Consider the following 22,579-nt stretch of genomic DNA (forward strand, 5'->3'; position numbering starts at 1 on the left):
CTGTTCCTTCCTGCTACAGTTTATTACGCTTCGTCGCCGAACCAGCAAATATTACGGGCAGCCATAATCAGCTCACCGGCTTTTTCGTCGGTCAACCCTTCGATATCAGCCAGATCATCAATGCCCTGTTCAGCGAGATCTTCCAGCGTACAAACACCACGGGCCGCCAGTTTGAAGGCCATCTCACGATCCAATCCTTCCAGATTCAGCAGATCGTCAGCCGGTTTGTTATCACCGAGGCTTTCTTCCTGGGCCAGTGCCAGAGTGGTCAGTGCGTTTTTAGCACGCTCGCGCAGCGCTTCAACGGTCTGTTCATCCAGGCCGTCAATTTCCAGCAGCTCTTTCATTGGCACGTAGGCCAGTTCTTCCAGCGTCGCAAAACCTTCTTCCACCAGAACGGTCGCGAAATCTTCATCGATATCGAGATATTTGGTGAAGGTATCGATGGCTGCATGTGCTTCAGCCTGATGCTTCGCCTGCAGGTCATCAACGGTCATCACGTTGAGTTCCCAACCGCTCAGTTGTGAAGCCAGGCGGACGTTCTGACCATTACGTCCAATCGCCTGAGCCAGGTTACCGGCTTCAACCGCGATATCCATGGTGTGCTTGTCTTCATCCACCACGATAGAAGCAACGTCTGCTGGCGCCATTGCGTTAATCACGAACTGCGCCGGGTTATCATCCCACAGGACGATATCGATACGCTCGCCGCCCAGTTCGGTAGAAACCGCCTGAACGCGCGCACCGCGCATACCAACACAGGCGCCGACCGGATCAATACGCTTGTCGTTGGTCTTAACGGCGATTTTCGCACGCGATCCCGGATCACGGGCAGCCGCTTTAATTTCGATAACTTCTTCGCCAATTTCCGGTACTTCAATGCGGAACAGCTCAATCAGCATTTCCGGTTTGGAACGGGTTACAAACAGCTGCGCACCGCGCGCTTCCGGGCGTACAGAGTACAGAACACCACGAATACGGTCACCTGGGCGGAAGTTTTCACGCGGGAGCATGTCTTCACGCAGGATAACAGCTTCAGCATTGCTGCCCAGATCCAGAGAAATGTTGTCGCGGTTTACTTTCTTTACCACACCGGTGACGATTTCGCCTTCGTGTTCGCGGAACTGATCGACAACCATTGCGCGTTCAGCTTCACGTACTTTCTGTACGATAACCTGTTTCGCGGTCTGGGTGGTGATACGGTCAAAGGTGACAGATTCAATCTGATCTTCAACATATTCGCCCACGTTCAGACTTTCGTCTTCGAAGCGTGCCGCTTCCAGCGTAATTTCTTTGGTCGGCTGAGTAACTTCTTCTACGATTACCCAACGACGGAAGGTATCGAAATCACCGCTTTTACGATCGATTTCTACGCGAACGTCGATCTCTTGCTCATATTTTTTCTTTGTTGCTGTAGCCAGCGCACTTTCCAGTGCTTCAAAAATTTTCTCGCGTGGCAGCGCTTTTTCGTTGGATACGGCTTCAACAACAGCCAAAATTTCTTTGTTCATCGCGGGCTTTTCACCTCAATCCAGACTGTTAAAAGTGGGGAACCAGGTTCGCCTTCTGGATATTACTCAGCGCGAACACTTCATCTTTGCCTTCGACTGTGACCGTGATCATCTCACCGTCCACCGCTTTGATAACGCCCTGCCATTTACGACGGTTTTGTACCGCCATACGAAGAACCAGCGTGACTTCTTCACCCAGGAAACGCACGTAGTGTTCAGCTGTGAACAGAGGACGGTCGAGACCCGGAGAGGAGACTTCCAGGTTATAGGCAACGGTGATTGGGTCTTCGACATCCATCACGGCGCTTACCTGATGGCTCACATCAGCACAATCATCAACATTGATGCCATCTTCACTATCAATATAGATGCGCAGTGTGGATGTGCGACCACGAATAAATTCGATGCCGACCAGTTCGTAGCCCAGGGCTTCAACTGGCGCTGTAATCATCTCTGTTAATTTTTGCTCTAATGTGGACAAGCCCACCCCCAAGACATAAAAAAAGGGCCTAAAGCCCAGTTATTCTGTAGTCAGATAACAAAAAACCCCGATAAATCGGGGCTTTAGATAACTGAACCCTATAACCGCACCTGCGGTTCGGAGAACCTTCCGAAAGAATTTTTTTCAAATCCAGCTACGAAGGCCTAAGTCTTCACAGTATATTTGAAAAAGAACTCTAAGGGAAAGTGGTTGCGGGGGCCGGATTTGAACCGACGACCTTCGGGTTATGAGCCCGACGAGCTACCAGGCTGCTCCACCCCGCGCCTGAAACGTGGCAAATTTTACTCGTTTTGGGTAAAAAATGCAAATACTGCTGGGATTTGGTACCGAGGACGGGACGTAAAATCTGCGCACAGTATATTGATTCACTATGCGTTATGTCAACCTTGTTACGACTATGCAAATCAATGAATGCTGCCCAGCGCTAGCCCAGCAAGATAAATATTCCACCCACGCCGTTATTTAACGAAATTATCACTAAACTCTTCCTGTCATCCAGAAAAGATGATTAAATGAAAACTCATTTATTTTGCATAAAAATGCAATTAACATAATAAGCGACCTCTTCACCAGTCTATCAAGCAGGGTTTTATTTTATGACGACGATTCTCAAGCATCTCCCGGTAGGTCAACGTATTGGTATCGCTTTTTCCGGCGGCCTGGACACCAGTGCAGCACTGCTGTGGATGCGACAAAAAGGGGCTGTCCCATATGCATATACTGCGAATTTGGGCCAGCCGGATGAGGATGACTATGACGCCATTCCTCGCCGTGCAATGGAATATGGTGCTGAGAATGCTCGCCTGGTAGATTGCCGTAAGCAGCTCGTTGCCGAAGGGATCGCTGCCATTCAGTGCGGTGCATTCCACAACACCACTGGCGGACTGACCTACTTCAATACCACCCCGCTGGGCCGTGCCGTGACCGGCACCATGCTGGTTGCCGCCATGAAAGAAGATGGCGTAAATATCTGGGGTGACGGTAGCACCTATAAAGGTAACGATATTGAACGTTTCTATCGTTACGGTCTGCTGACCAACGCCGAACTGCAGATTTATAAACCATGGCTGGATACCGATTTTATCGATGAACTCGGCGGTCGCCATGAGATGTCCGAATTTATGATTGCCTGTGGTTTCGACTACAAGATGTCCGTTGAGAAAGCGTACTCAACAGACTCCAATATGCTCGGGGCGACCCACGAAGCAAAAGATCTGGAATTCCTGAACTCAAGCGTCAAAATCGTCAACCCAATTATGGGCGTGAAGTTCTGGGATGAGAGCGTGAAGATCCCGGCAGAAGAAGTGACCGTGCGTTTTGAACAGGGTCATCCGGTTGCACTGAACGGTAAAACCTTCAGCGACGACGTTGAGATGATGCTGGAAGCCAACCGTATCGGCGGTCGTCACGGTCTGGGTATGAGCGATCAGATTGAAAACCGCATCATTGAAGCGAAGAGCCGTGGCATCTACGAAGCCCCGGGGATGGCATTGTTACATATCGCATACGAGCGTCTGCTGACCGGTATTCACAACGAGGATACCATCGAGCAGTATCACGCACATGGTCGCCAGCTTGGTCGTCTGCTGTATCAGGGTCGCTGGTTCGACTCTCAGGCGCTGATGCTGCGTGACGGTCTGCAGCGTTGGGTTGCCAGCCAGATTACCGGTGAAGTGACGCTGGAACTGCGCCGTGGTAATGACTACTCGATCCTCAACACCGTATCTGACAATCTGACTTATAAACCAGAACGTCTGACGATGGAAAAAGGCGATTCCGTATTCTCTCCGGACGACCGTATCGGTCAGTTGACCATGCGTAATCTGGATATCACCGATACCCGCGAGAAGCTGTTCGGCTATGCGCAGTCTGGTCTGCTGACCGCTTCTTCCACAACCGGCCTGCCGCAGGTTGAGAATCTGGAAAATAAGGCGAAGTAAAGATACACCATCTTAAGGCCGCGAAAGCGGCCTTTTTTATGTGCGGAATATAGCTCTGCGGCCCTGTAGGTCGGATAAGGCGTTTACGCCGCCATCCGACATTATTACAACGCCTGATGGCGCTATGCTTATCCGACCTACAGGACAGCCAAAAATAACAGACGAAAAAAAAGACGCTTTGCAGCGTCTTTTTTTTGGAATTTGGTACCGAGGATGGGACTCGAACCCACAAGCCCGTTAGGGCACTACCACCTCAAGGTAGCGTGTCTACCAATTCCACCACCTCGGTACAGAATACTTAGCGTGGGATATCGCTGGTCGGCTGAGCCGGAGCAGCTGGCTGAGTTTGCTCGGTTTTCGCCGGTGCACTCAGATTTTCCCACTCACTTCCTTTATTGGTCTTATTGCTGTTCATGTTACCCAGCACCAGACTGATGATGAAGAACAAGGTTCCCAATACAGCTGTCATACGGGTCATGAAGTTACCAGAACCACTTGAACCAAACAGAGTACCAGAAGCGCCTGCGCCAAAAGAGGCTCCCATATCAGCGCCTTTGCCTTGCTGCAGCATGATCAAGCCTACCAGGCCAATTGCCACAATAAGGAAAACTACTAAAAGAGCTTCGTGCATAATCAACCTGTTCCTTGCGGAGTTGCCGCGTACAATGCTTCGACCATTAAAGCGGGAATATTTACTGTTTCCCACTGAAGCGGGTGTGAATACTAACCAAAGCGAATAACCTTCGCAAGGGCAATTTGTTAGCATTGTATCAACTGCGGAAAAAATCGCCACATCAATCAAAAACGCAGCAATTTCTCCCAGCATCTCTGCATGACGGCGCGTTGATCGTCAAGATTCGCCCATACCACAACAGGGATTTCACAAATCAGATCTGCATTTTCTGGCCAGCAGTGAATAATTTGCTGATTCACCAACTCTTCCGCCACCATCGATTCAGGTAACCAGGCCATTCCCATATGACGCAACACCATTTCTCGTATCGTTTCGCTTAAACCACTCTCAAACACTTTTTTCAACCGTGGTCGCACTCGTTGTTCTGCCAGATCAATAATACGTCTGACAAAGGTATAGTCGCTGTAACATAGCCAGGGGATCGGGGTATGCGGATCGTCAAGCGTATCCACCAACTGTGCAGAAATCACAGGAATAAATCGCTCATACCGCCATAGTGAACGTTTTAACCCTCCGGCAATCTCCAGCCCTGGTTGTGAAGAGGGTAAATCGTAAGTCACCAGCATATCAATTTGCCGGTTTATCAGGGCATTGAAGTGGTTGTCTATCCCCTGGATACTGGCGTTTACCGTAAAGTTTAACTGCGGCTCACTCTGTCGCAGGTAGTTGATCATATCCGGCAGGATATTCACCGACAGCGTATGCAGGCTGACCATCACCAGCGTGTTATCCGTTGCTGGCGTCATCGCCGACAGCTCATGGCGTGCCTCTGTTAACGTACTGAGGACGTGCCGGGCATAAGGTTCAAAGCGTTCACCATAGCGCGTCAGCGTGACGGGGGTCGTTGTCCGATCAAACAAAGGCACGCCCAGCACCTCTTCCAGCGCCTTTATACGCCGACTCAGCGCAGGTTGAGTAATATGCCGCTGCGCCGCGGCCTGAGAGTAGTTTCCATGCTGGCTCAAGGCCAGAAAATCTTCCAGCCACTTACAATCCACGTTGTGCTCTCCGCCATGCCATAACCGCATCCTCCAATAACAAATCGGTAATAGTCATAGTTATAGTAATGGCTTTATGGTGGGCATCATAACAACAATATTCCGTTTCACCTGCCGACTCTCACCTTCGACGTTTGACAGGACCGCTATGTTTACTTTATTGACCAATGCCCGTGTTTTTTCTCCTGAGGATTTAGGCCTCTGCTCCCTGCTCATTCATGCCGACCGAATTGTGGCGGTAGAAAAAGATATTTCATTGTTTGATGGCGTCAACGAGGTCATCGATTGTCGGGGTAAATGGGTTATCCCTGGCATCATCGATCAGCATGTTCATCTTACCGGTGGCGGTGGCGAAGCCGGATTTGCCAGTCGGACACCCGCCGTCAAGCTGCGCGATCTGATTCAGGCGGGTATTACCACGGTGGTTGGCGTGTTAGGCACCGATGCCATTTCTCGTTCGCCCAAAGACCTCTACGCTAAAATGCAGTCTCTCAACCTTGAGGGATTACGCGCGTTTATGCATACGGGAGCCTACGCCGTTCCCAGCCCAACCATTACGCGATCCATCCGCGATGATATGGCCTTCATTCCGGCAATTCTTGGTGTAAAAATCGCCCTCGCCGATCACCGCGGCTCTTACCCCTCTTTCCAGGAGTTGCTGAGGATAGTGAGCGATATTCGCGTCGCTTCCCTGCTGGCAGGGAAAAAAGGCTTGCTGCATGTGCACCTGGGGAATCTGCCGGAAGGGATGTCGCAACTTATTGAGTTGTGTGATGCGGGTATTCCGATTCACCATATTTCACCGACCCATGTTGCAAGAACAGAGCCCTTGTTCGAACAGGCTATTGCTTTCGCCCATCGTGGCGGCCATATCGATGTTACGTCTGGTGGCAGTCGTTTTATGCCTCAGGAGCAAGCGATTATCCACGCACTCGAAGCACAGGTTCCGGCGGAGCGCATCACGATCAGTTCTGACGGCAATGGCAGCGTTCCGCGCTTTAACGCTCAGGGTATCGTTGAAGGTTTAAGCGCGGCACCGGTCGCAGGCAATCTTAACCTACTTCCTCGCCTGATTGATGTCGGTATTCCGGTGCCGCAGGCCATCGCAATGCTGACGGCAAACGTTGCACGCTCGCTGGGTATTTCCGGGGGCGTGCTCTGCGCCGGAGAACGTGCCGATATCTGTGTACTCAATGATGACCTCTCGCTGGCCCATCTGTTTGCCGCGGGTAAACCGTTGCTGCGGGATGGCGAGTGCCTGGTTACCGGCAACTTCGAGTAAGGGGGCAAGAATGTCATTACTACTGGCGCTAATCGCCATCATTTTTGCCGGACGTCTGATCCTCAAAAAATATCACCCCCAGTCGGTACTGTTATTGACCGGGATTGTGCTGTTGCTTATCGCGCATTTTAGCGGAATGACCTCACTCAGTGGCCTGGTGAAAAAGAGCACCGGATTTGGCCCCTTTGACGCCTTTGAGTTTATCCGCGATACCCTGAGCGTGCGTCTCGGCGGCCTCGGGCTGCAAATTATGCTGATTGGTGGTTTCGCCACGTACATGTCAGCCATTGGCGCAAGCCAGGTACTGGTTCGGGTAACATCTCGTCCTTTACAACGGCTGAACTCGCCTTATCTGCTGCTGGGACTGGCACTGCTATTAGGCCAATTCCTGTCGCTGTTTATCAGCAGCGCCACCGGATTGGGTCTGCTGTTGATGGCGACGCTTTACCCATTGCTTACCCGTCTTGGCTGTAGCCGCGCCGCAGTTGCCGCAGTTATCGCCAGTACCTGTGCGGTTGAGTTTGGCCCAGGATCCGGCAACTCGGTTCTCGCCGCCAAAACCGCAGGTATTGAGGTGGTGAACTATTTTGTGCAGGATCAGTTGCCGATCGTTGTGCCCGTCATTCTTTTCATCGCCCTGTTGCATATTGTTGTGCAACGCTTTTTTGACCGTCGGGAAAGTGGCGACAATGCAGCTCAGCAGATGCAGACATTAACGGCAACTGATGAAGCCGACGCACCTATCGCGTGGCTGTTTCTGCCCATGCTGCCGCTGGTATTGATGTTGGTGTGTAGCGATTTAGTATTTAGCTCGCTTAAGATTACGCTGGATACCGCCGTACTGATAAGCCTCGCTATTACGCTGGTTTGTGAGTACTGCCGTCATCGCAAGGCGCGCGAGGTGATGGCTGGCGTACAAAAGGTTTTCGACAGCATGGGCAGCGTTTTTGCCACCGTCGTGACGCTGATTATCGCCGGTGAAGTTTTTTCCGCCGGGCTGAAAGCCATTGGCGCCGTCGACGCGCTGCTGTCGCTTTCTGGCGAATTTGGCCTCAGCGCCGCCTCTATTATCCTGCTGATGACCCTAATCACCTTCGCAATTTCAGCGCTGATGGGCTCCGGGAATGCGGCATTTTTCTCCTTCGCACCCATGGTGCCGGACATCAGCCGTCATATCGGTAGCGATATCGCAGTCATGATGTTGCCTATCCAGATATCGGCGGGTATTGGTCGTACGTTATCGCCGATTGCCGGCGTCATCATTGCTATCGCAGGGATTGCAGGCGTCTCGCCTGTGGATATTGTTAAGCGCACCGCGATTCCGATGCTGGGCGGTTGGCTACTGATGATTGCGCTAACCTTTGCCCGGTCTGGGCATTTGCTGGCGGTTCTGCCGTGGCTGGCAGTCCTTGTACTACTGATGGTCGGTGGTTACTTCTGGCAGCGCCGACGTAAACAGCCGCTTGCCGTACAGTAAAAAAAAGCCGGAGTCTCAGACTCCGGCTCTCACTTTCTTCGGGATTACGCCGCTTTCACAGCATCGGCAATACGGTGGGCGAATTCAGTCACCTGCGCTTCGTCTTCACCTTCAACCATCACACGAATTAACGGTTCGGTACCAGACTTACGCAGCAGGACGCGTCCACGGTTACCCAGTGCCGCTTCCACTTCCGCCATCACCGCTTTCACATTTTCATGTTCCAGCGGATCGCCGCTACCTGCGGTGTAACGTACGTTAACCAGCAGCTGTGGGAACATTTTCATGCCGCTGCACAGGTCGTGCAAACTCATATGGTTACGCACCATCGCCGCCAGCACCTGCAGGCCCGCCACGATGCCGTCACCAGTGGTGGTTTTGTCCAGCAGGATCACATGACCAGAGTTTTCGGCACCGATACGCCAGCCTTTTTCCTGCATTTTTTCCAGCACATAGCGGTCGCCAACTTTCGCCCGAGCAAAAGGAATACCCAGCTGTTTCAGCGCCAGCTCGAGGCCCATGTTGCTCATCAGCGTACCTACCGCACCACCACGCAGCTGTCCCTGACGCAGGGCTTCACGGGCGATGATGTACATGATCTGATCGCCATCGACCTTATTGCCTTCGTGGTCAACCATAATAACGCGGTCGCCATCGCCGTCCAGCGCAATACCCAGATCGGCTTTTTCCGCAATCACGCGCGCCTGCAGGGCACGGACGTCAGTGGCGCCGACTTCTTCATTGATGTTCACACCGTTTGGCTCACAGCCAATGGCAATCACGTTTGCACCCAGCTCACGCAGTACATTTGGTGCAATGTGGTACGTTGCACCGTTAGCGCAATCCACCACAATTTTAAGCTCACTCAGACTCAGTTCGTTCGGGAAGGTGCCTTTGCAAAACTCGATATAGCGACCGGCAGCATCAACGATACGGGTAGCTTTACCCAGTTCAGCCGAGTCCACGCAGGTGATCGCTTTTTCCATTTCGGCTTCGATAGCTTCTTCAACCGCATCCGGCAGTTTGGTCCCATCGATGGAGAAGAATTTAATCCCATTGTCATAGAATGGGTTGTGCGAAGCGGAGATAACAATCCCGGCCTCAGCACGGAAAGCACGCGTCAAATAAGCAACGGCAGGTGTTGGCATTGGCCCTGTGAATGAGGCTGAGAGTCCGGCGGCTGCCAGGCCCGCTTCCAGCGCGGACTCCAGCATGTAGCCGGAAATACGCGTATCTTTACCGATAATAATTTTACGTGAACCATGACGAGCCAGCACTTTCCCTGCAGCCCAGCCCAGCTTGAGCACAAAGTCAGGAGTAATTGGGGCATCACCTACGCGACCGCGGATCCCATCAGTGCCAAAATATTTACGATTACTCATAGCGTTTTTTTTCCTTTGCAGACAATGTGGCTTCCACCACACGCATCGCTTCTACGGTTTCTTTGACGTCATGGACACGAACGATCTGCGCCCCCTGCATTGCGGCAATCACCGCGCACGCAAAACTACCGCTCAGACGTTCAGATGGCCCCACATTCAGTAACTGACCGACCATTGATTTTCGTGACATCCCAACCAGCAGCGGCAGATTAAAATGATGAAACTCCGCCAGACGTGCCAGTAATGTGTAGTTGTGAGTGAGATTTTTACCGAATCCGAACCCGGGGTCGAGCAACAATTTATCTTTTGTGATTCCAGCCCGCTCGCAACGTGCTATTTGCTCAACAAAGTAACGATCTACCTCAGCAAAAACATCCTCATACTTTGGCGCTTCCTGCATGGTTTTCGGCTGCCCCTGCATATGCATCAGGCAAACTGGCAATCCGGTCTCCGCTGCGGCTTCCAACGCTCCAGGCTCCGAGAGTGAGCGAATGTCATTGATGATATGCGCGCCAACCCTGGCGCATTCGCGGATCACTTCGGGCTTTGAGGTATCAACCGAAATCCACACTTCAAAACGCTGAGCAATCGCCTCTACCACAGGGATCACTCGCTGCAACTCTTCTTCAACACTCACATCAGCCGCGCCCGGACGCGTGGACTCACCACCCACATCAATGATAGTCGCCCCGGCGTTAATCATCAGGTTTGCGTGTTTTACCGCCTCAACCAAAGAGTTGTGCGCTCCACCATCGGAAAATGAGTCTGGCGTGACGTTCAAAATCCCCATGACGTGCGGATGGCTGAGATCCAGTGAAGAACCCTGAGCAAAGAGTTTCATAGTTTTATCCCTGGTAAAATCTTGAATATGCAGATAAGAAAAACCCCGGAGCAAGCCCCAGGGTTTTCAATTAAAACACTGTCATCATCAACGATAACTTATTTGTCGCCCAGCTGCTCTGACATAGTGCCAGAGTCCGGCGCACGCGGTTCATCAACCGGACGCGGTGCACTCGGCTTGCCGGTGCTGCCAGAGTTGTTGTTAGAAGAACCCGGTTCTTCCCAACCCGCAGGCGGACGCACATCGCGGCGAGCCATCAGATCGTCAATCTGCGGCGCATCGATAGTCTCATATTTCATGAGCGCATCTTTCATTGAGTGCAGAATGTCCATGTTTTCGTTCAGCAAACGACGTGCACGGTCATAGTTACGCTCAATCAGCAGTTTAACTTCCTGATCGATAATGCGAGCGGTTTCATCGGACATGTGTTTCGCTTTCGCCACAGAACGTCCCAGGAACACTTCGCCTTCTTCTTCAGCGTACAGCAACGGACCGAGTTTATCGGAGAAGCCCCACTGAGTAACCATGTTACGCGCCAGGTTAGTCGCGACTTTAATGTCGTTCGACGCACCGGTAGAAACATGTTCAGCACCGTAGATGATCTCTTCCGCCAGACGGCCACCGTACAATGTGGAGATCTGACTTTCCAGTTTCTGACGGCTGGCACTGATTGCATCGCCTTCAGGCAGGAAGAAGGTCACACCCAGCGCACGACCGCGCGGGATAATCGTCACTTTGTGCACTGGATCGTGTTCCGGCACCAGGCGACCGATAATCGCGTGGCCTGCTTCGTGATACGCGGTAGATTCTTTCTGCGCTTCCGTCATCACCATGGAGCGACGTTCCGCACCCATCATGATTTTGTCTTTCGCTTTTTCGAACTCAACCATCGACACTACGCGCTTGTTGCCACGAGCAGCAAACAGCGCCGCTTCGTTGACCAGGTTCGCGAGGTCCGCACCGGAGAAGCCAGGCGTACCACGTGCAATGATTGCCGCATCGATATCCGGAGACAGCGGCACGCGACGCATATGCACTTTCAGGATCTGTTCACGACCGCGAACGTCCGGCAGACCAACCACAACCTGACGGTCGAAACGGCCTGGACGAAGCAGCGCAGGGTCAAGAACGTCCGGACGGTTAGTCGCTGCGATAACGATAATACCTTCGTTACCTTCGAAGCCGTCCATCTCAACCAGCATCTGGTTCAGCGTCTGTTCACGTTCATCGTGACCACCGCCCAGACCTGCGCCACGCTGGCGGCCTACGGCGTCGATTTCATCGATGAAGATGATGCACGGTGCCGCTTTTTTAGCTTGTTCGAACATGTCACGCACACGAGATGCACCGACACCCACGAACATTTCCACGAAATCAGAACCGGAAATTGTGAAGAATGGAACCTTCGCTTCACCAGCGATAGCTTTCGCCAGCAGGGTTTTACCCGTACCCGGAGGACCGACCATCAGGACGCCTTTCGGGATTTTACCGCCCAGTTTCTGGAAACGGCTCGGTTCGCGCAGATACTCAACCAGCTCAGCGACTTCTTCTTTTGCTTCGTCACAACCCGCAACGTCAGCAAAAGTCGTTTTGATCTGATCTTCCGTCAGCATGCGCGCTTTGCTCTTGCCGAACGACATGGCACCTTTGCCACCACCGCCCTGCATCTGACGCATGAAGAAGATCCAGACACCAATCAGCAGCAGCATTGGGAACCAGGAAATGAAGATAGAAGCCAGCAGGCTCGGCTCTTCAGGTGGTTCGCCAACAACCTTGACGTTTTTGGTCAGCAGGTTATCAAGCAGCTTCGGATCGTTAACCGGGATGTAGGTCGTGTAACGGTTACTATCTTTCTTGGTAACGTTAATCTCACGTCCGTTGATCTTCGCTTCACGAACCTGGTCCTGATTGACCTCTTGCAGGAAGGTAGAGTAATCAACCTTACGGCCATTAGACTCGCTGGGCCCAAAGCTCTGGAATACTGACATCAGCACAACGGCAATGACCAGCCAGAGAATTAGGTTTTTCGCCATGTCACTCAAGGGATTAACCTCATATTACAACTGTGTTAAAAACAGCGTCAGGATACTCTATATCCAGTTTCTTTCAAACTTTCGTTTGAAATCTGCCGGTTATGGTTTACGCCCGGTCGCTACAATATACACTTCACGCGAACGGGCGCGAGAAGAGTCCGGCTTACGAACTTTGACCTTCGTAAACAGGGAGCGAATCTCTCTTAGATACTCATCGAAGCCTTCGCCCTGGAACACCTTCACTACAAAACTACCACCTGGCGCTAATACATCACGAGCCATTCCAAGCGCCAGCTCTACCAGATACATGGCCCGGGGAATATCCACCGCCGGTGTTCCACACATATTTGGCGCCATATCAGACATGACAACTTGTACTTTACTGTCACCTACGCGTTCAAGTAACGCTTTCAGGACTAATTCATCACGAAAGTCGCCCTGAAGGAAGTCCACACCAACGATTGGATCCATAGGTAAAAGATCGCAAGCGATAATGCGGCCGGTGTTGCCGATCTGCGTAACTGCATATTGCGACCAGCCACCGGGTGCAGCACCGAGATCAACTATCGTCATCCCCGGTTTAAAAATTTTGTCACTTTGCTGTATTTCATCAAGTTTAAACCAGGCACGGGAACGTAACCCCTTTTTCTGCGCCTGTTGAACATATTTATCGCTAAAGTGTTCCTGAAGCCAGCGACTCGAGCTGGCAGAACGCTTTTTACCTGTCATTTCACATTCCCAAAGGGCAGTTCATCGTAACCAATGGTGTAAATTTCTACACAGCTATTTGGTGATATATGGGAGATGGCGGTAGAATGACCCGTTTTCAATCCCAACGTAAGCAAAAATATACGATGAATCTGAGTACTAAACAAAAACAGCACCTGAAAGGTCTGGCACATCCGCTCAAGCCTGTAGTTATGCTTGGCAACAATGGTTTGACCGAAGGGGTACTGGCCGAGATTGAACAAGCGTTAGAGCACCATGAACTTATCAAGGTGAAAATCGCCTCGGAAGATCGCGATACTAAAACCTTGATCGTGGAAGCTATCGTACGCGAAACCGGCGCCTGTAATGTGCAGGTCATCGGCAAAACGCTGGTACTGTATCGCCCGACTAAAGAACGTAAAATCTCGCTGCCACGCTAAGAATATCCCAAAGTTGAACACGAAGTTTGTGTAAAACGCGGGGTTTTCCGCTAGCAGGAGAGCAAAATGCCACGCTCTCTTCGTTGATAAAAGGCCGCTATGCGGCCTTTTTCCTTTCTTTACAATGTATCAACATCTTAACCAAGATGCGAATTACAGGTATTCTACCTTCGTCACTTCATATTCCACTTCGCCGCCCGGCGTTTTGATAACCACGACGTCATCCTGCTCTTTACCGATAAGGCCACGAGCGATAGGCGAGTTCACTGAAATCAGGTTCTGTTTAAAATCGGCTTCATCATCGCCGACAATACGCCAGGTCTGCTCTTCATCGTTATCGAGATTCAACACGGTAACCGTCGCGCCGAAAACAACGCGGCCATTGTTCGGCATTTTAGTAACGTCGATTACCTGCGCGTTGGACAGTTTAGCCTCGATATCTTTAATGCGTCCTTCGCAGAAACCCTGCTGTTCGCGCGCCGCGTGATACTCCGCGTTCTCTTTCAGGTCACCGTGCTCACGCGCTTCAGCGATAGCGGCAATAATTTCAGGACGGCGCACAGATTTCAGAAAATCCAGCTCTTCGCGCAGTTTTTCAGCACCACGTAAGGTCATCGGGATAGCTTGCATTTGTTATACCTCTTGAACATTCCTGTAGGGGGCAGTTGCTCTCACCCCGGCTGCTAAGCCCACCCTGGCGAATGTCATGCCAGAGTCAGAAGCAAAAAAATACCGACCCGGGGCTCAAGGTCCCAGGTCAGCTACAATTCTCTATTTGATGATCATTTTACCCTGGAGTTCCTTATGGGTCATCGTTTACTTTTTGGGGCGTTGCGCCGTAGTATGACGGCCTGTTTCCAGGTTGTTAGCGCGAGATTATGCGATTTTCCAGATTTACCATCGGATTGACTGCCAGTATAGCGTTCAGTGTTCAGGCTGCGAACGTCGACGAGTATATCAATCAGCTCCCTGCCGGGGCCAACCTCGCCCTTATGGTACAGAAGGTTGGCGCACCTGCACCCGCTATTGATTTTCATAGCCAGCAGATGGCGCTGCCGGCCAGTACCCAGAAAGTGATCACCGCGCTGGCGGCATTGATTCAGCTCGGGCCTGACTTTCGTTTTACCACTACGCTTGAGACTAAAGGCAACGTGGAAGGCGGCGTATTGAAAGGTGACTTAGTGGCACGATTTGGTGCTGATCCGACGCTAAAACGCCAGGATATTCGCAATATGGTGGCAACCCTGAAAAAATCAGGCGTGACGCAAATTGCCGGAAATGTCCTGATCGACACCTCTATTTTCGCCAGTCATGATAAAGCGCCCGGTTGGCCCTGGAACGACATGACGCAGTGTTTTAGCGCACCGCCCGCAGCGGCTATTGTCGATAGAAACTGTTTCTCGGTTTCACTCTACAGCGCGCAAAAACCCAACGATCTCGCCTTTATTCGCGTGGCATCTTATTACCCGGTCACCATGTTCAGTCAGGTGCGTACTCTCGCCCGAGGTTCTGCGGAAGCGCAATATTGTGAACTGGATGTGGTTCCCGGCGATCTCAACCGCTATACGCTGACCGGATGCCTGCCCCAACGAGCCGATCCGCTGCCGCTGGCGTTCGCCATTCAGGACGGAGCCAGCTATGCCGGGGCGATTATCAAAGATGAGCTAAAACAAGCAGGTATCACCTACAGCGGTACGCTGCTGCGCCAGACGCTGGTCAACGAGCCGGGAACGGTGGTCGCCAGTAAGCAGTCAGCGCCACTGCATGACCTGCTTAAGATTATGCTGAAAAAATCGGACAACATGATTGCCGATACCGTTTTCCGTATGATTGGTCATGCCCGATTTAACGTGCCAGGCACCTGGCGGGCGGGTTCTGATGCCGTACGCCAGATTTTGCGTCAGCAGGCGGGCGTTGATATCGGCAACACCATTATTGCCGACGGTTCAGGCCTCTCCCGGCATAACCTGATTGCCCCGGCAACCATGATGCAGGTGCTGCAATATATCGCTCAACACGATAACGAGCTGAACTTTATCACTATGCTGCCTCTGGCGGGGCACGACGGCTCCCTGCAATACCGTGCGGGTCTGCATCAGGCTGGTGTGGATGGCAAAGTATCGGCGAAGACAGGTTCGCTGCAAGGAGTCTATAACCTTGCCGGCTTCATTACCACGGCAAGCGGCCAACGCATGGCATTCGTGCAGTATTTGTCTGGTTATGCGGTAGAGCCGGCTGACCAGCGTAATCGCCGTATTCCGTTGGTGCGCTTCGAGAGCCGGTTGTACAAGGATATTTATCAGAACAATTAGATGGGTAGTTTGATTGCCGGATGGTGGCACTAACGTGCCTTATCCGGCCTACAGAGAAACCTGAAAACAATAACCCCGGCAACTTGGCCGGGGTTTTTCATGCGATTAACGCTTGTAGATGAACTCGACGCCTTCGTCGTCTTCTTCGTCCCAATCGTCATCCCAGTCATCTTCCGCTTCGTCTTCGACTTCAGCGAGCTGCTGGCGGTGATAATCATCCCACATGAACTCAACTTTCTCTGGCTGTTTCGCTTCTTCAGCCTGAACAATCGGGTTCTCGATGATAAAGGTCATCACATCCCAGCAAAGATCCTTCACGCCCAACTGGCTGGCGGCAGAGATCAGGTAATATTTACCTTCCCAGCCCAGCGCTTCGGCGATCGCTTTCGCTTTCTCTTCCGCTTCAGCCTTGTCCATCAAATCAATTTTGTTGAACACTAACCAGCGCGGTTTAGATGCCAGATCCTGACTGTATTTTTCCAGTTCGCCAATAATGATACGGGCGTTTTCTACCGGATCGGAACCGTCAATCGGATCGATATCGATGAGGTGCAGCAACACGCGGCAACGTTCCAGATGCTTCAGGAAGCGGATACCCAGGCCTGCGCCTTCAGCCGCACCTTCAATCAGACCCGGAATGTCGGCAACCACGAAGCTCTTTTCGTTGTCCATACGCACCACGCCCAGGCTCGGCACCAGGGTGGTGAACGGATAATCAGCGACTTTCGGCTTCGCCGCAGATACTGCACGGATAAACGTCGATTTCCCGGCGTTTGGCATACCCAGCATACCCACGTCTGCCAGCAGCATCAGCTCCAGCATCAGATCGCGCTTATCACCCGGCGTACCCATTGTTTTCTGACGCGGAGTACGGTTAACCGATGATTTGAAACGGGTGTTGCCCAGACCATGCCAGCCGCCTTTAGCGACCATCAGACGCTGACCGTGTTTGGTCATGTCGCCCATGGTTTCGCCCGTGCCCTGATCGATAACACGCGTACCAACAGGCACTTTAATCGTGACGTCTTTGCCACGCTTACCGGTGCAATCACGGCTCGCGCCATTCTGACCACGTTCCGCACGGAATGATTTTTCAAAACGGTAATCGATTAGTGTGTTCAGGTTTTCGTCGGCTTCCAGCCAAACGTCACCACCGTCACCACCATCACCACCGTCCGGACCGCCTTTTGGGATGTACTTTTCGCGGCGGAAGCTGACGCAACCATTACCGCCATCACCTGCAACGACCAGAATCGATGCTTCATCAACAAACTTCATTTTACTCTCCGTAAATCATTCGCCTGAGCGGGGTTGCGAAACCACCGTTTCATGCTTACGTAAACCGCCCCAAATTCGATGACCAATGGCGGAATACATCGCGCCCGCAACCACGATAAACGCACCGAGATAACCTAATAGGTTTAGCATCGGTCTGGCGAAGAAATCGGGCCAGGCCAGTGATAATAAATCTGAAAATAACAACGTAAACAGCGGTGTGAGCGTGATAATAGCGCTCACCTGCGCCGCCTGCCAACGCGCCATCGCTTCCGCAAGAGCGCCGTATCCTACCAGCGTATTCAGGCCGCAGAATACCAGGCATGCCAGTTGCCAGTCGCTGAGCTGCGTGATGACACCGGGTTTAGCCAGCGGCAACAACGCAATCGTACATAAAGTGTACAGTAAAAACAGGATCTGCGGTGATGCCAGGCGGCGCAATAACACCTTTTGCGCGACCCCATAGCTCACCCAAACCATCGCCGCACCGACACCAAAGATAACGCCCCAGGTGTAATCGGTGAGTCGGGTAAAAATTTCGATCAGACTGGTATTAAAAAACAGGACCAGGCCGCTCAGAAGCATAATGGCGCCAATCACTTGCGTGCCACGCATCTTTTCTTTGAGGATAAAGACGCTGGCGATCATCATACCAACCGGTGACAGCTGACCGATAACCTGCGAAGCCGTTGGGCTCAAATACTGCAAGGATGAACTAAACAGAATGAAGTTACCGAACAGCCCACCGGTTGCGATAGCCAGCAACACCAGCCAACGCGCTTTGCGAAAAATACGCAATGGAGGGAGCTTTTTTTTAACCGCAAGAATAGCGCCAAGGCCAACGCTTGCCATTAAAAAACGGTAGAACACCACGGTAGGAGGCTCCATCACCTCCAGCACTTGCTTCATTGCTATTGGCAAAGCCCCCCAACATACTGCCGTTGTGAGTGCTAACAGAATACCAATGCCTGCCTGTTGCTTCATGCCGTATTCCCTGCAAGGGCTCGTTTCCGGGTTGTCACGGCGTGACGAGCGTATTTACCGGCCGTCGAATGTAAAAAGCCCCGCAACGTGTTGCGGGGCTTTTATCCGTTACCGGGACGCGAAAAACTTATTCAGCAACGATGCTGATGAATTTACGGTTTTTCGGGCCTTTCACTTCAAATTTCACTTTACCGTCTGCTTTAGCAAACAGAGTGTGGTCTTTGCCGCAACCAACGTTAGAGCCAGCGTGGAATTTAGTACCACGTTGACGAACGATGATGCTACCAGCCAGAACTGTTTCACCGCCGAAGCGTTTTACGCCCAGACGTTTAGCTTCTGAATCGCGACCGTTACGAGTCGAGCCGCCAGCCTTTTTATGTGCCATTTAATCTGCTCCCCTTAACTTAAGCGCTGATGCCAGTGATTTTCACATCAGTGAACCACTGACGATGGCCCTGCTGCTTACGGTAGTGTTTACGACGACGAAACTTAACAATTTTAACTTTCTCGCCACGACCGTGAGCAACAACTTCAGCTTTGATAACGCCGCCATCAACGAAAGGAACGCCGATTTTGACTTCTTCACCGTTTGCGATCATCAGAACTTCTGCGAATTCAACAGATTCGCCAGTTGCGATGTCCAGCTTTTCCAGGCGAACGGTCTGACCTTCGCTTACTCGGTGTTGTTTACCACCACTTTGGAAAACCGCGTACATAAAAAACTCCGCTTCCGCGCACACCTTTTTGATGATTCAGAGTGCGCTATAAATATTCACAATAGGGCGCGAATATTACGCAAAACGCGAGCCTTTGACAAGTGCTACCGTCAATACATGAAGAAAAAAAACACAACACGTACGGTAACGTTTATCTACGGCGTTTTTTCAGTACAATCAGCATATATTTATAACCCTAAACCCGACGTTACCTTCTCATACAGTAAGGTAATCGGGGCGAGAAGCCCGGCTTTTGCGATGAATTTAGAAAAAATCAATGAGTTAACCGCGCAAGATATGGCGGGGGTCAATGCGACAATCCTTGAACAGCTCAATTCTGACGTTCAGTTGATCAATCAACTGGGGTACTACATCGTTAGCGGTGGCGGAAAACGCATTCGCCCAATGATCGCCGTCCTCGCAGCGCGGGCCGTTGGTTACCAGGAAAATGCGCACGTTACGATTGCGGCCCTCATCGAGTTTATCCACACAGCGACCCTGCTGCACGATGATGTTGTGGATGAGTCAGACATGCGCCGTGGGAAAGCTACGGCAAATGCGGCGTTTGGTAATGCGGCCAGCGTGCTGGTTGGCGATTTTATCTATACCCGCGCATTTCAGATGATGACTAGCCTTGGCTCGTTGAAAGTGCTGGAAGTCATGTCGAAAGCAGTCAACGTCATCGCCGAAGGTGAAGTCTTGCAGCTGATGAACGTCAACGACCCAGACATCACCGAAGAAAACTATATGCGCGTCATCTACAGTAAGACGGCGCGGTTGTTTGAAGCGGCAGCCCAATGTTCAGGCATTCTGGCTGGCTGTAGCGAAGAACAAGAAAAAGGGTTGCAGGATTATGGCCGTTATCTCGGCACAGCTTTCCAGTTAATTGACGATTTGCTGGATTACAGCGCAGATGGCGAGCAGTTGGGTAAAAACGTCGGTGATGACCTCAACGAGGGTAAACCTACGCTGCCGCTGCTGCATGCCATGCGCCACGGTACTCCAGAACAAGCGCAAATGATCCGCCAGGCCATTGAGCAAGGTAATGGTCGTCACCTTCTGGAGCCGGTTCTTGAAGCGATGAACGCCTGTGGTTCCCTGGAGTGGACGCGCCAACGTGCAGAAGAAGAGGCAGATAAGGCCATCGCTGCGTTGCAGGTGCTGCCTGATACGCCGTGGAGAGAAGCGCTGATTGGTCTGGCACATATCGCCGTACAGCGCGACCGTTAATTCCCTACAGCATCCTCCCTCATCCCGTGCTCTGCACGGGATTTTTTTATAAGTTCTAGTACCCCCCCCCACTCTCCTCCGGATAATCACGCAGAACCTTGGCATATTCTGAATATACAGACACTTTACATGAACATTTTAGAACATTCGTTCTTCGGGCGTTATAGTGTCGCCACAACCGATCGTGGAACCGTAAGTCGTTAACCAAAGGAGAGATGAATTTATGGAAAACAAGCTGATTGACTGGCATCCGGCCGACATCATCGCCGGACTGCGCAAGAAAGGGACCTCAATGGCCGCTGAATCACGTAAAAATGGATTGAGTTCATCAACGCTGGCAAATGCGTTAACGAGACCATGGCCAAAAGGTGAGTTGATTATCGCCCGGGCACTGGGAACTGATCCCTGGGTGATTTGGCCGTCACGCTATCACGATGCCAAAACGCATGAGTTCATCGACAGAACGCGGATGATGAGGAGTCGCAGAGAGAAAAAGAATCCGGAATGAACATTGAGCTGTAACCCCCGGCCAACTGAACTGGGGGTTACAAGAGACGTTGACGATTACTCGCCTTTCACGCGCTCAATGTTTGCGCCCAGCGCACGCAGTTTATCTTCGATGCGCTCATAGCCGCGATCGATGTGATAAATACGATCGACCACTGTTGTACCTTCAGCAATACAACCTGCCAGCACTAAACTTGCAGATGCACGCAGATCGGTCGCCATAACCTGTGCGCCTGAGAGTGTTTCCACGCCGTGGCAAATCACGGTATTGCTTTCGATTTCTGCGTGAGCGCCCATACGGCTCAGCTCAGGCACGTGCATAAAGCGGTTCTCAAACACGGTTTCCGTGATGAAGCCGGTCCCTTCTGCCACCAGGTTCAGCAGCGTGAACTGGGCCTGCATATCGGTAGGGAACGCCGGATGCGGCGCAGTACGCACATTAACCGCTTTCGGACGTTTGCCGTGCATATCAAGGCTGATCCAGTCGTCGCCGACTTCGATATCCGCACCCGCATCACGCAGTTTCGCCAGAACGGCATCCAGTGTGTCCGGTTGTGCATTACGGCAGATAATTTTGCCACGAGAAATTGCCGCCGCCACCAGGAAGGTACCGGTTTCGATGCGGTCTGGCAGAACGCGATACACACCGCCGCCGAGACGCTCAACGCCTTCGATCGTAATACGATCGGTGCCCTGGCCAGTGATCTTCGCGCCCAGCGCAATCAGGAAGTTCGCGGTATCCACAATCTCCGGCTCGCGCGCAGCGTTTTCGATGATGGTGGTGCCTTCGGCAAGCGTTGCTGCACACATGATGGTGACAGTCGCACCGACGCTCACTTTGTCCATGACAATATGCGCGCCTTTCAGACGGCCATCAACGGACGCTTTCACATAGCCTTCTTCCAGCTTGATAGTCGCGCCTAACTGCTCCAGACCGGTAATGTGCAGGTCCACCGGACGCGCGCCGATGGTGCAGCCGCCCGGCAGCGAAACCTGGCCCTGACCAAAGCGGGCAACCAGCGGCCCGAGCGCCCAAATGGATGCACGCATGGTTTTCACCAGATCGTACGGCGCACAGAAGACGTTCACATCACGCGCATCAATGTGCACGGAACCATTACGCTCAACTTTCGCACCCAACTGGCTCAACAGCTTCATTGATGTGTCAACGTCCTTCAGTTTCGGGACGTTTTGGATCTCTACAGGTTCTTCAGCCAGCAGCGCCGCAAACAGGATCGGCAGTGCGGCGTTTTTAGCGCCTGAAATTGTGACTTCGCCCTGGAGCTTGGTTGGCCCCTGAACACGAAATTTATCCATTATTCTGTTCTCTGTTTAGAATTTATCTTCGCTACCGGCACATCACCCGTAGCTCAAAAACCGTTAAGTTTGCGATCGCGCGCCCATTCCGCTGGGGTAAACGCCTTAATCGACACGGCATGAATGCGGTTGTCCGCAATGTACTCCATCAACGGGCCATAGACCGATTGCTGCTTCTTGACCCGGCTCATGCCTTCAAACATCTCACCCACGGCAATAACCTGAAAGTGACTGCCGTCGCCAGAAACGTGGACTTCCTGGAGGGAGAGTGCATTCATCAGCACGCTCTGAATTTCATTATTTTCCATGGGCTCTTCATTCGTCAGATAGTGAAAACAGCCCAACATCTTAGAGCAAAGTGGCGCTGTCATAAATAAGCAAAAAGCCTCGCTGATAAATCAGACAAGGCTTTAGTGGCAGATCCCCCTCA

22 protein-coding genes and 2 tRNA genes are annotated in these 22,579 nt (G+C 51.9%); 7 read left to right on the top strand and 17 right to left on the bottom strand.

Features of this window, described 5'->3' with window-relative positions; genetic code table 11:
* Window positions 1-23 precede the first annotated feature (23 nt).
* From nusA to WN16_RS00570, 3 genes are all read right to left on the bottom strand, one after another.
* Window positions 24-1,511, bottom strand: a complete 1,488-nt coding sequence (gene nusA / locus WN16_RS00560) for a transcription termination factor NusA (RefSeq protein WP_003024992.1) — start codon at window positions 1,509-1,511, stop codon at window positions 24-26.
* A gap of 28 nt (window positions 1,512-1,539) precedes the next feature.
* Window positions 1,540-1,992, bottom strand: a complete 453-nt coding sequence (gene rimP, locus WN16_RS00565; protein ID WP_003024996.1) for a ribosome maturation factor RimP — start codon at window positions 1,990-1,992, stop codon at window positions 1,540-1,542.
* Window positions 1,993-2,199: 207 nt separating this feature from the next.
* Window positions 2,200-2,276 (bottom strand) — tRNA-Met (locus tag WN16_RS00570).
* Window positions 2,277-2,609: 333 nt separating this feature from the next.
* Between WN16_RS00570 and argG the strand changes: the two genes are divergently transcribed.
* On the top strand, window positions 2,610-3,953 hold the full coding sequence (gene argG, locus WN16_RS00575) for an argininosuccinate synthase (RefSeq protein ID WP_003024998.1): 1,344 nt from the start codon (window positions 2,610-2,612) through the stop codon (window positions 3,951-3,953).
* A 202-nt stretch (window positions 3,954-4,155) separates the two neighbouring features.
* Here argG and WN16_RS00580 read toward each other — a convergent pair.
* From WN16_RS00580 to WN16_RS00590, 3 genes are all read right to left on the bottom strand, one after another.
* A tRNA-Leu gene (locus WN16_RS00580) sits at window positions 4,156-4,242 on the bottom strand.
* 9 nt (window positions 4,243-4,251) lie between these two features.
* On the bottom strand, window positions 4,252-4,584 hold the full coding sequence (secG, locus tag WN16_RS00585; RefSeq protein ID WP_003025000.1) for a preprotein translocase subunit SecG: 333 nt from the start codon (window positions 4,582-4,584) through the stop codon (window positions 4,252-4,254).
* Window positions 4,585-4,751: 167 nt separating this feature from the next.
* The gene (locus tag WN16_RS00590) at window positions 4,752-5,645 is read right to left on the bottom strand and encodes a LysR family transcriptional regulator (protein ID WP_044701319.1); all 894 of its coding nucleotides are present in this window, start codon (window positions 5,643-5,645) and stop codon (window positions 4,752-4,754) included.
* Window positions 5,646-5,793: 148 nt separating this feature from the next.
* Here WN16_RS00590 and iadA point away from each other — a divergent pair, with 148 nt between their 5' ends.
* On the top strand, window positions 5,794-6,927 hold the full coding sequence (iadA, locus tag WN16_RS00595; protein WP_044701321.1) for a beta-aspartyl-peptidase: 1,134 nt from the start codon (window positions 5,794-5,796) through the stop codon (window positions 6,925-6,927).
* Window positions 6,928-6,937: 10 nt separating this feature from the next.
* On the top strand, window positions 6,938-8,404 hold the full coding sequence (gene dcuC / locus WN16_RS00600) for a C4-dicarboxylate transporter DcuC (protein ID WP_003025006.1): 1,467 nt from the start codon (window positions 6,938-6,940) through the stop codon (window positions 8,402-8,404).
* Window positions 8,405-8,448: 44 nt separating this feature from the next.
* Here the strand turns inward: dcuC and glmM are convergent, their stop codons facing one another.
* The 4 genes from glmM to rlmE all read right to left on the bottom strand — a co-directional run bounded on the left by glmM (window position 8,449) and on the right by rlmE (window position 13,389).
* The gene (gene glmM / locus WN16_RS00605; RefSeq protein ID WP_003025008.1) at window positions 8,449-9,786 is read right to left on the bottom strand and encodes a phosphoglucosamine mutase; all 1,338 of its coding nucleotides are present in this window, start codon (window positions 9,784-9,786) and stop codon (window positions 8,449-8,451) included.
* On the bottom strand, window positions 9,779-10,627 hold the full coding sequence (gene folP / locus WN16_RS00610; protein WP_103790830.1) for a dihydropteroate synthase: 849 nt from the start codon (window positions 10,625-10,627) through the stop codon (window positions 9,779-9,781). Before folP ends, glmM begins: the two co-directional genes overlap by 8 nt.
* A 98-nt stretch (window positions 10,628-10,725) precedes the next feature.
* A complete protein-coding gene (gene ftsH / locus WN16_RS00615; RefSeq protein WP_003025013.1) occupies window positions 10,726-12,660 on the bottom strand; it encodes an ATP-dependent zinc metalloprotease FtsH in 1,935 nt (644 codons plus the stop codon).
* A 99-nt stretch (window positions 12,661-12,759) separates the two neighbouring features.
* Window positions 12,760-13,389, bottom strand: a complete 630-nt coding sequence (gene rlmE, locus WN16_RS00620; RefSeq protein WP_003025015.1) for a 23S rRNA (uridine(2552)-2'-O)-methyltransferase RlmE — start codon at window positions 13,387-13,389, stop codon at window positions 12,760-12,762.
* Window positions 13,390-13,514: 125 nt separating this feature from the next.
* Between rlmE and yhbY the strand changes: the two genes are divergently transcribed.
* Window positions 13,515-13,808 carry a ribosome assembly RNA-binding protein YhbY gene (gene yhbY / locus WN16_RS00625; protein WP_003025016.1) on the top strand — a complete coding sequence of 98 codons (294 nt, stop codon included), beginning with the start codon at window positions 13,515-13,517 and terminating at the stop codon, window positions 13,806-13,808.
* Window positions 13,809-13,961: 153 nt separating this feature from the next.
* Here the strand turns inward: yhbY and greA are convergent, their stop codons facing one another.
* On the bottom strand, window positions 13,962-14,438 hold the full coding sequence (greA, locus tag WN16_RS00635) for a transcription elongation factor GreA (protein ID WP_003025019.1): 477 nt from the start codon (window positions 14,436-14,438) through the stop codon (window positions 13,962-13,964).
* Between the two features lie 248 nt (window positions 14,439-14,686).
* Between greA and dacB the strand changes: the two genes are divergently transcribed.
* Complete coding sequence (gene dacB / locus WN16_RS00645; RefSeq protein ID WP_003025021.1) at window positions 14,687-16,120, top strand: serine-type D-Ala-D-Ala carboxypeptidase; 1,434 nt, start codon at window positions 14,687-14,689, stop codon at window positions 16,118-16,120.
* A gap of 105 nt (window positions 16,121-16,225) precedes the next feature.
* On the opposite strand, the gene cgtA is transcribed toward dacB, so the two are convergent.
* The 4 genes from cgtA to rplU form a co-directional block, all read right to left on the bottom strand.
* Window positions 16,226-17,398: an Obg family GTPase CgtA gene (cgtA, locus tag WN16_RS00650; protein WP_003025024.1), complete on the bottom strand. Its 1,173-nt coding sequence runs from the start codon at window positions 17,396-17,398 to the stop codon at window positions 16,226-16,228.
* 15 nt (window positions 17,399-17,413) lie between these two features.
* Window positions 17,414-18,379 carry a DMT family transporter gene (locus WN16_RS00655; protein WP_003844844.1) on the bottom strand — a complete coding sequence of 322 codons (966 nt, stop codon included), beginning with the start codon at window positions 18,377-18,379 and terminating at the stop codon, window positions 17,414-17,416.
* 127 nt (window positions 18,380-18,506) lie between these two features.
* Window positions 18,507-18,764, bottom strand: a complete 258-nt coding sequence (rpmA, locus tag WN16_RS00660) for a 50S ribosomal protein L27 (protein WP_003025030.1) — start codon at window positions 18,762-18,764, stop codon at window positions 18,507-18,509.
* 19 nt (window positions 18,765-18,783) lie between these two features.
* Entirely contained in the window at window positions 18,784-19,095 is a 312-nt protein-coding gene (gene rplU, locus WN16_RS00665; protein WP_003025032.1) for a 50S ribosomal protein L21, read from the bottom strand.
* A 258-nt stretch (window positions 19,096-19,353) separates the two neighbouring features.
* Here rplU and ispB point away from each other — a divergent pair, with 258 nt between their 5' ends.
* Together ispB and sfsB are read left to right on the top strand one after the other, a co-directional pair.
* Entirely contained in the window at window positions 19,354-20,325 is a 972-nt protein-coding gene (ispB, locus tag WN16_RS00670; protein ID WP_003025033.1) for an octaprenyl diphosphate synthase, read from the top strand.
* 223 nt (window positions 20,326-20,548) lie between these two features.
* Window positions 20,549-20,833 carry a DNA-binding transcriptional regulator SfsB gene (gene sfsB, locus WN16_RS00675; protein ID WP_003839952.1) on the top strand — a complete coding sequence of 95 codons (285 nt, stop codon included), beginning with the start codon at window positions 20,549-20,551 and terminating at the stop codon, window positions 20,831-20,833.
* A 56-nt stretch (window positions 20,834-20,889) separates the two neighbouring features.
* On the opposite strand, the gene murA is transcribed toward sfsB, so the two are convergent.
* Entirely contained in the window at window positions 20,890-22,149 is a 1,260-nt protein-coding gene (gene murA / locus WN16_RS00680) for a UDP-N-acetylglucosamine 1-carboxyvinyltransferase (RefSeq protein ID WP_003839949.1), read from the bottom strand.
* Window positions 22,150-22,202: 53 nt separating this feature from the next.
* Entirely contained in the window at window positions 22,203-22,457 is a 255-nt protein-coding gene (ibaG, locus tag WN16_RS00685; RefSeq protein ID WP_003025040.1) for a BolA family iron metabolism protein IbaG, read from the bottom strand.
* Window positions 22,458-22,579: the final 122 nt, after the last annotated feature.

The sequence above is a fragment of the Citrobacter sp. ABFQG genome (genome assembly GCF_004322975.1).
GTDB lineage: Bacteria > Pseudomonadota > Gammaproteobacteria > Enterobacterales > Enterobacteriaceae > Citrobacter > Citrobacter freundii.

Coding starts and splice junctions, on each gene's coding strand:
- iadA (WP_044701321.1), top strand. CDS start 5,794: ATGTTTACTTTATTGACCAATGCCCGTGTTTTTTCTCCTGAGGATTTA.
- sfsB (WP_003839952.1), top strand. CDS start 20,549: ATGGAAAACAAGCTGATTGACTGGCATCCGGCCGACATCATCGCCGGA.
- glmM (WP_003025008.1), bottom strand. CDS start 9,786: ATGAGTAATCGTAAATATTTTGGCACTGATGGGATCCGCGGTCGCGTA.
- yhbY (WP_003025016.1), top strand. CDS start 13,515: ATGAATCTGAGTACTAAACAAAAACAGCACCTGAAAGGTCTGGCACAT.
- ibaG (WP_003025040.1), bottom strand. CDS start 22,457: ATGGAAAATAATGAAATTCAGAGCGTGCTGATGAATGCACTCTCCCTC.
- nusA (WP_003024992.1), bottom strand. CDS start 1,511: ATGAACAAAGAAATTTTGGCTGTTGTTGAAGCCGTATCCAACGAAAAA.
- WN16_RS00655 (WP_003844844.1), bottom strand. CDS start 18,379: ATGAAGCAACAGGCAGGCATTGGTATTCTGTTAGCACTCACAACGGCA.
- greA (WP_003025019.1), bottom strand. CDS start 14,438: ATGCAAGCTATCCCGATGACCTTACGTGGTGCTGAAAAACTGCGCGAA.
- murA (WP_003839949.1), bottom strand. CDS start 22,149: ATGGATAAATTTCGTGTTCAGGGGCCAACCAAGCTCCAGGGCGAAGTC.
- rlmE (WP_003025015.1), bottom strand. CDS start 13,389: ATGACAGGTAAAAAGCGTTCTGCCAGCTCGAGTCGCTGGCTTCAGGAA.
- ftsH (WP_003025013.1), bottom strand. CDS start 12,660: ATGGCGAAAAACCTAATTCTCTGGCTGGTCATTGCCGTTGTGCTGATG.
- secG (WP_003025000.1), bottom strand. CDS start 4,584: ATGCACGAAGCTCTTTTAGTAGTTTTCCTTATTGTGGCAATTGGCCTG.
- ispB (WP_003025033.1), top strand. CDS start 19,354: ATGAATTTAGAAAAAATCAATGAGTTAACCGCGCAAGATATGGCGGGG.
- argG (WP_003024998.1), top strand. CDS start 2,610: ATGACGACGATTCTCAAGCATCTCCCGGTAGGTCAACGTATTGGTATC.
- cgtA (WP_003025024.1), bottom strand. CDS start 17,398: ATGAAGTTTGTTGATGAAGCATCGATTCTGGTCGTTGCAGGTGATGGC.
- dcuC (WP_003025006.1), top strand. CDS start 6,938: ATGTCATTACTACTGGCGCTAATCGCCATCATTTTTGCCGGACGTCTG.
- dacB (WP_003025021.1), top strand. CDS start 14,687: ATGCGATTTTCCAGATTTACCATCGGATTGACTGCCAGTATAGCGTTC.
- rpmA (WP_003025030.1), bottom strand. CDS start 18,764: ATGGCACATAAAAAGGCTGGCGGCTCGACTCGTAACGGTCGCGATTCA.
- folP (WP_103790830.1), bottom strand. CDS start 10,627: ATGAAACTCTTTGCTCAGGGTTCTTCACTGGATCTCAGCCATCCGCAC.
- rplU (WP_003025032.1), bottom strand. CDS start 19,095: ATGTACGCGGTTTTCCAAAGTGGTGGTAAACAACACCGAGTAAGCGAA.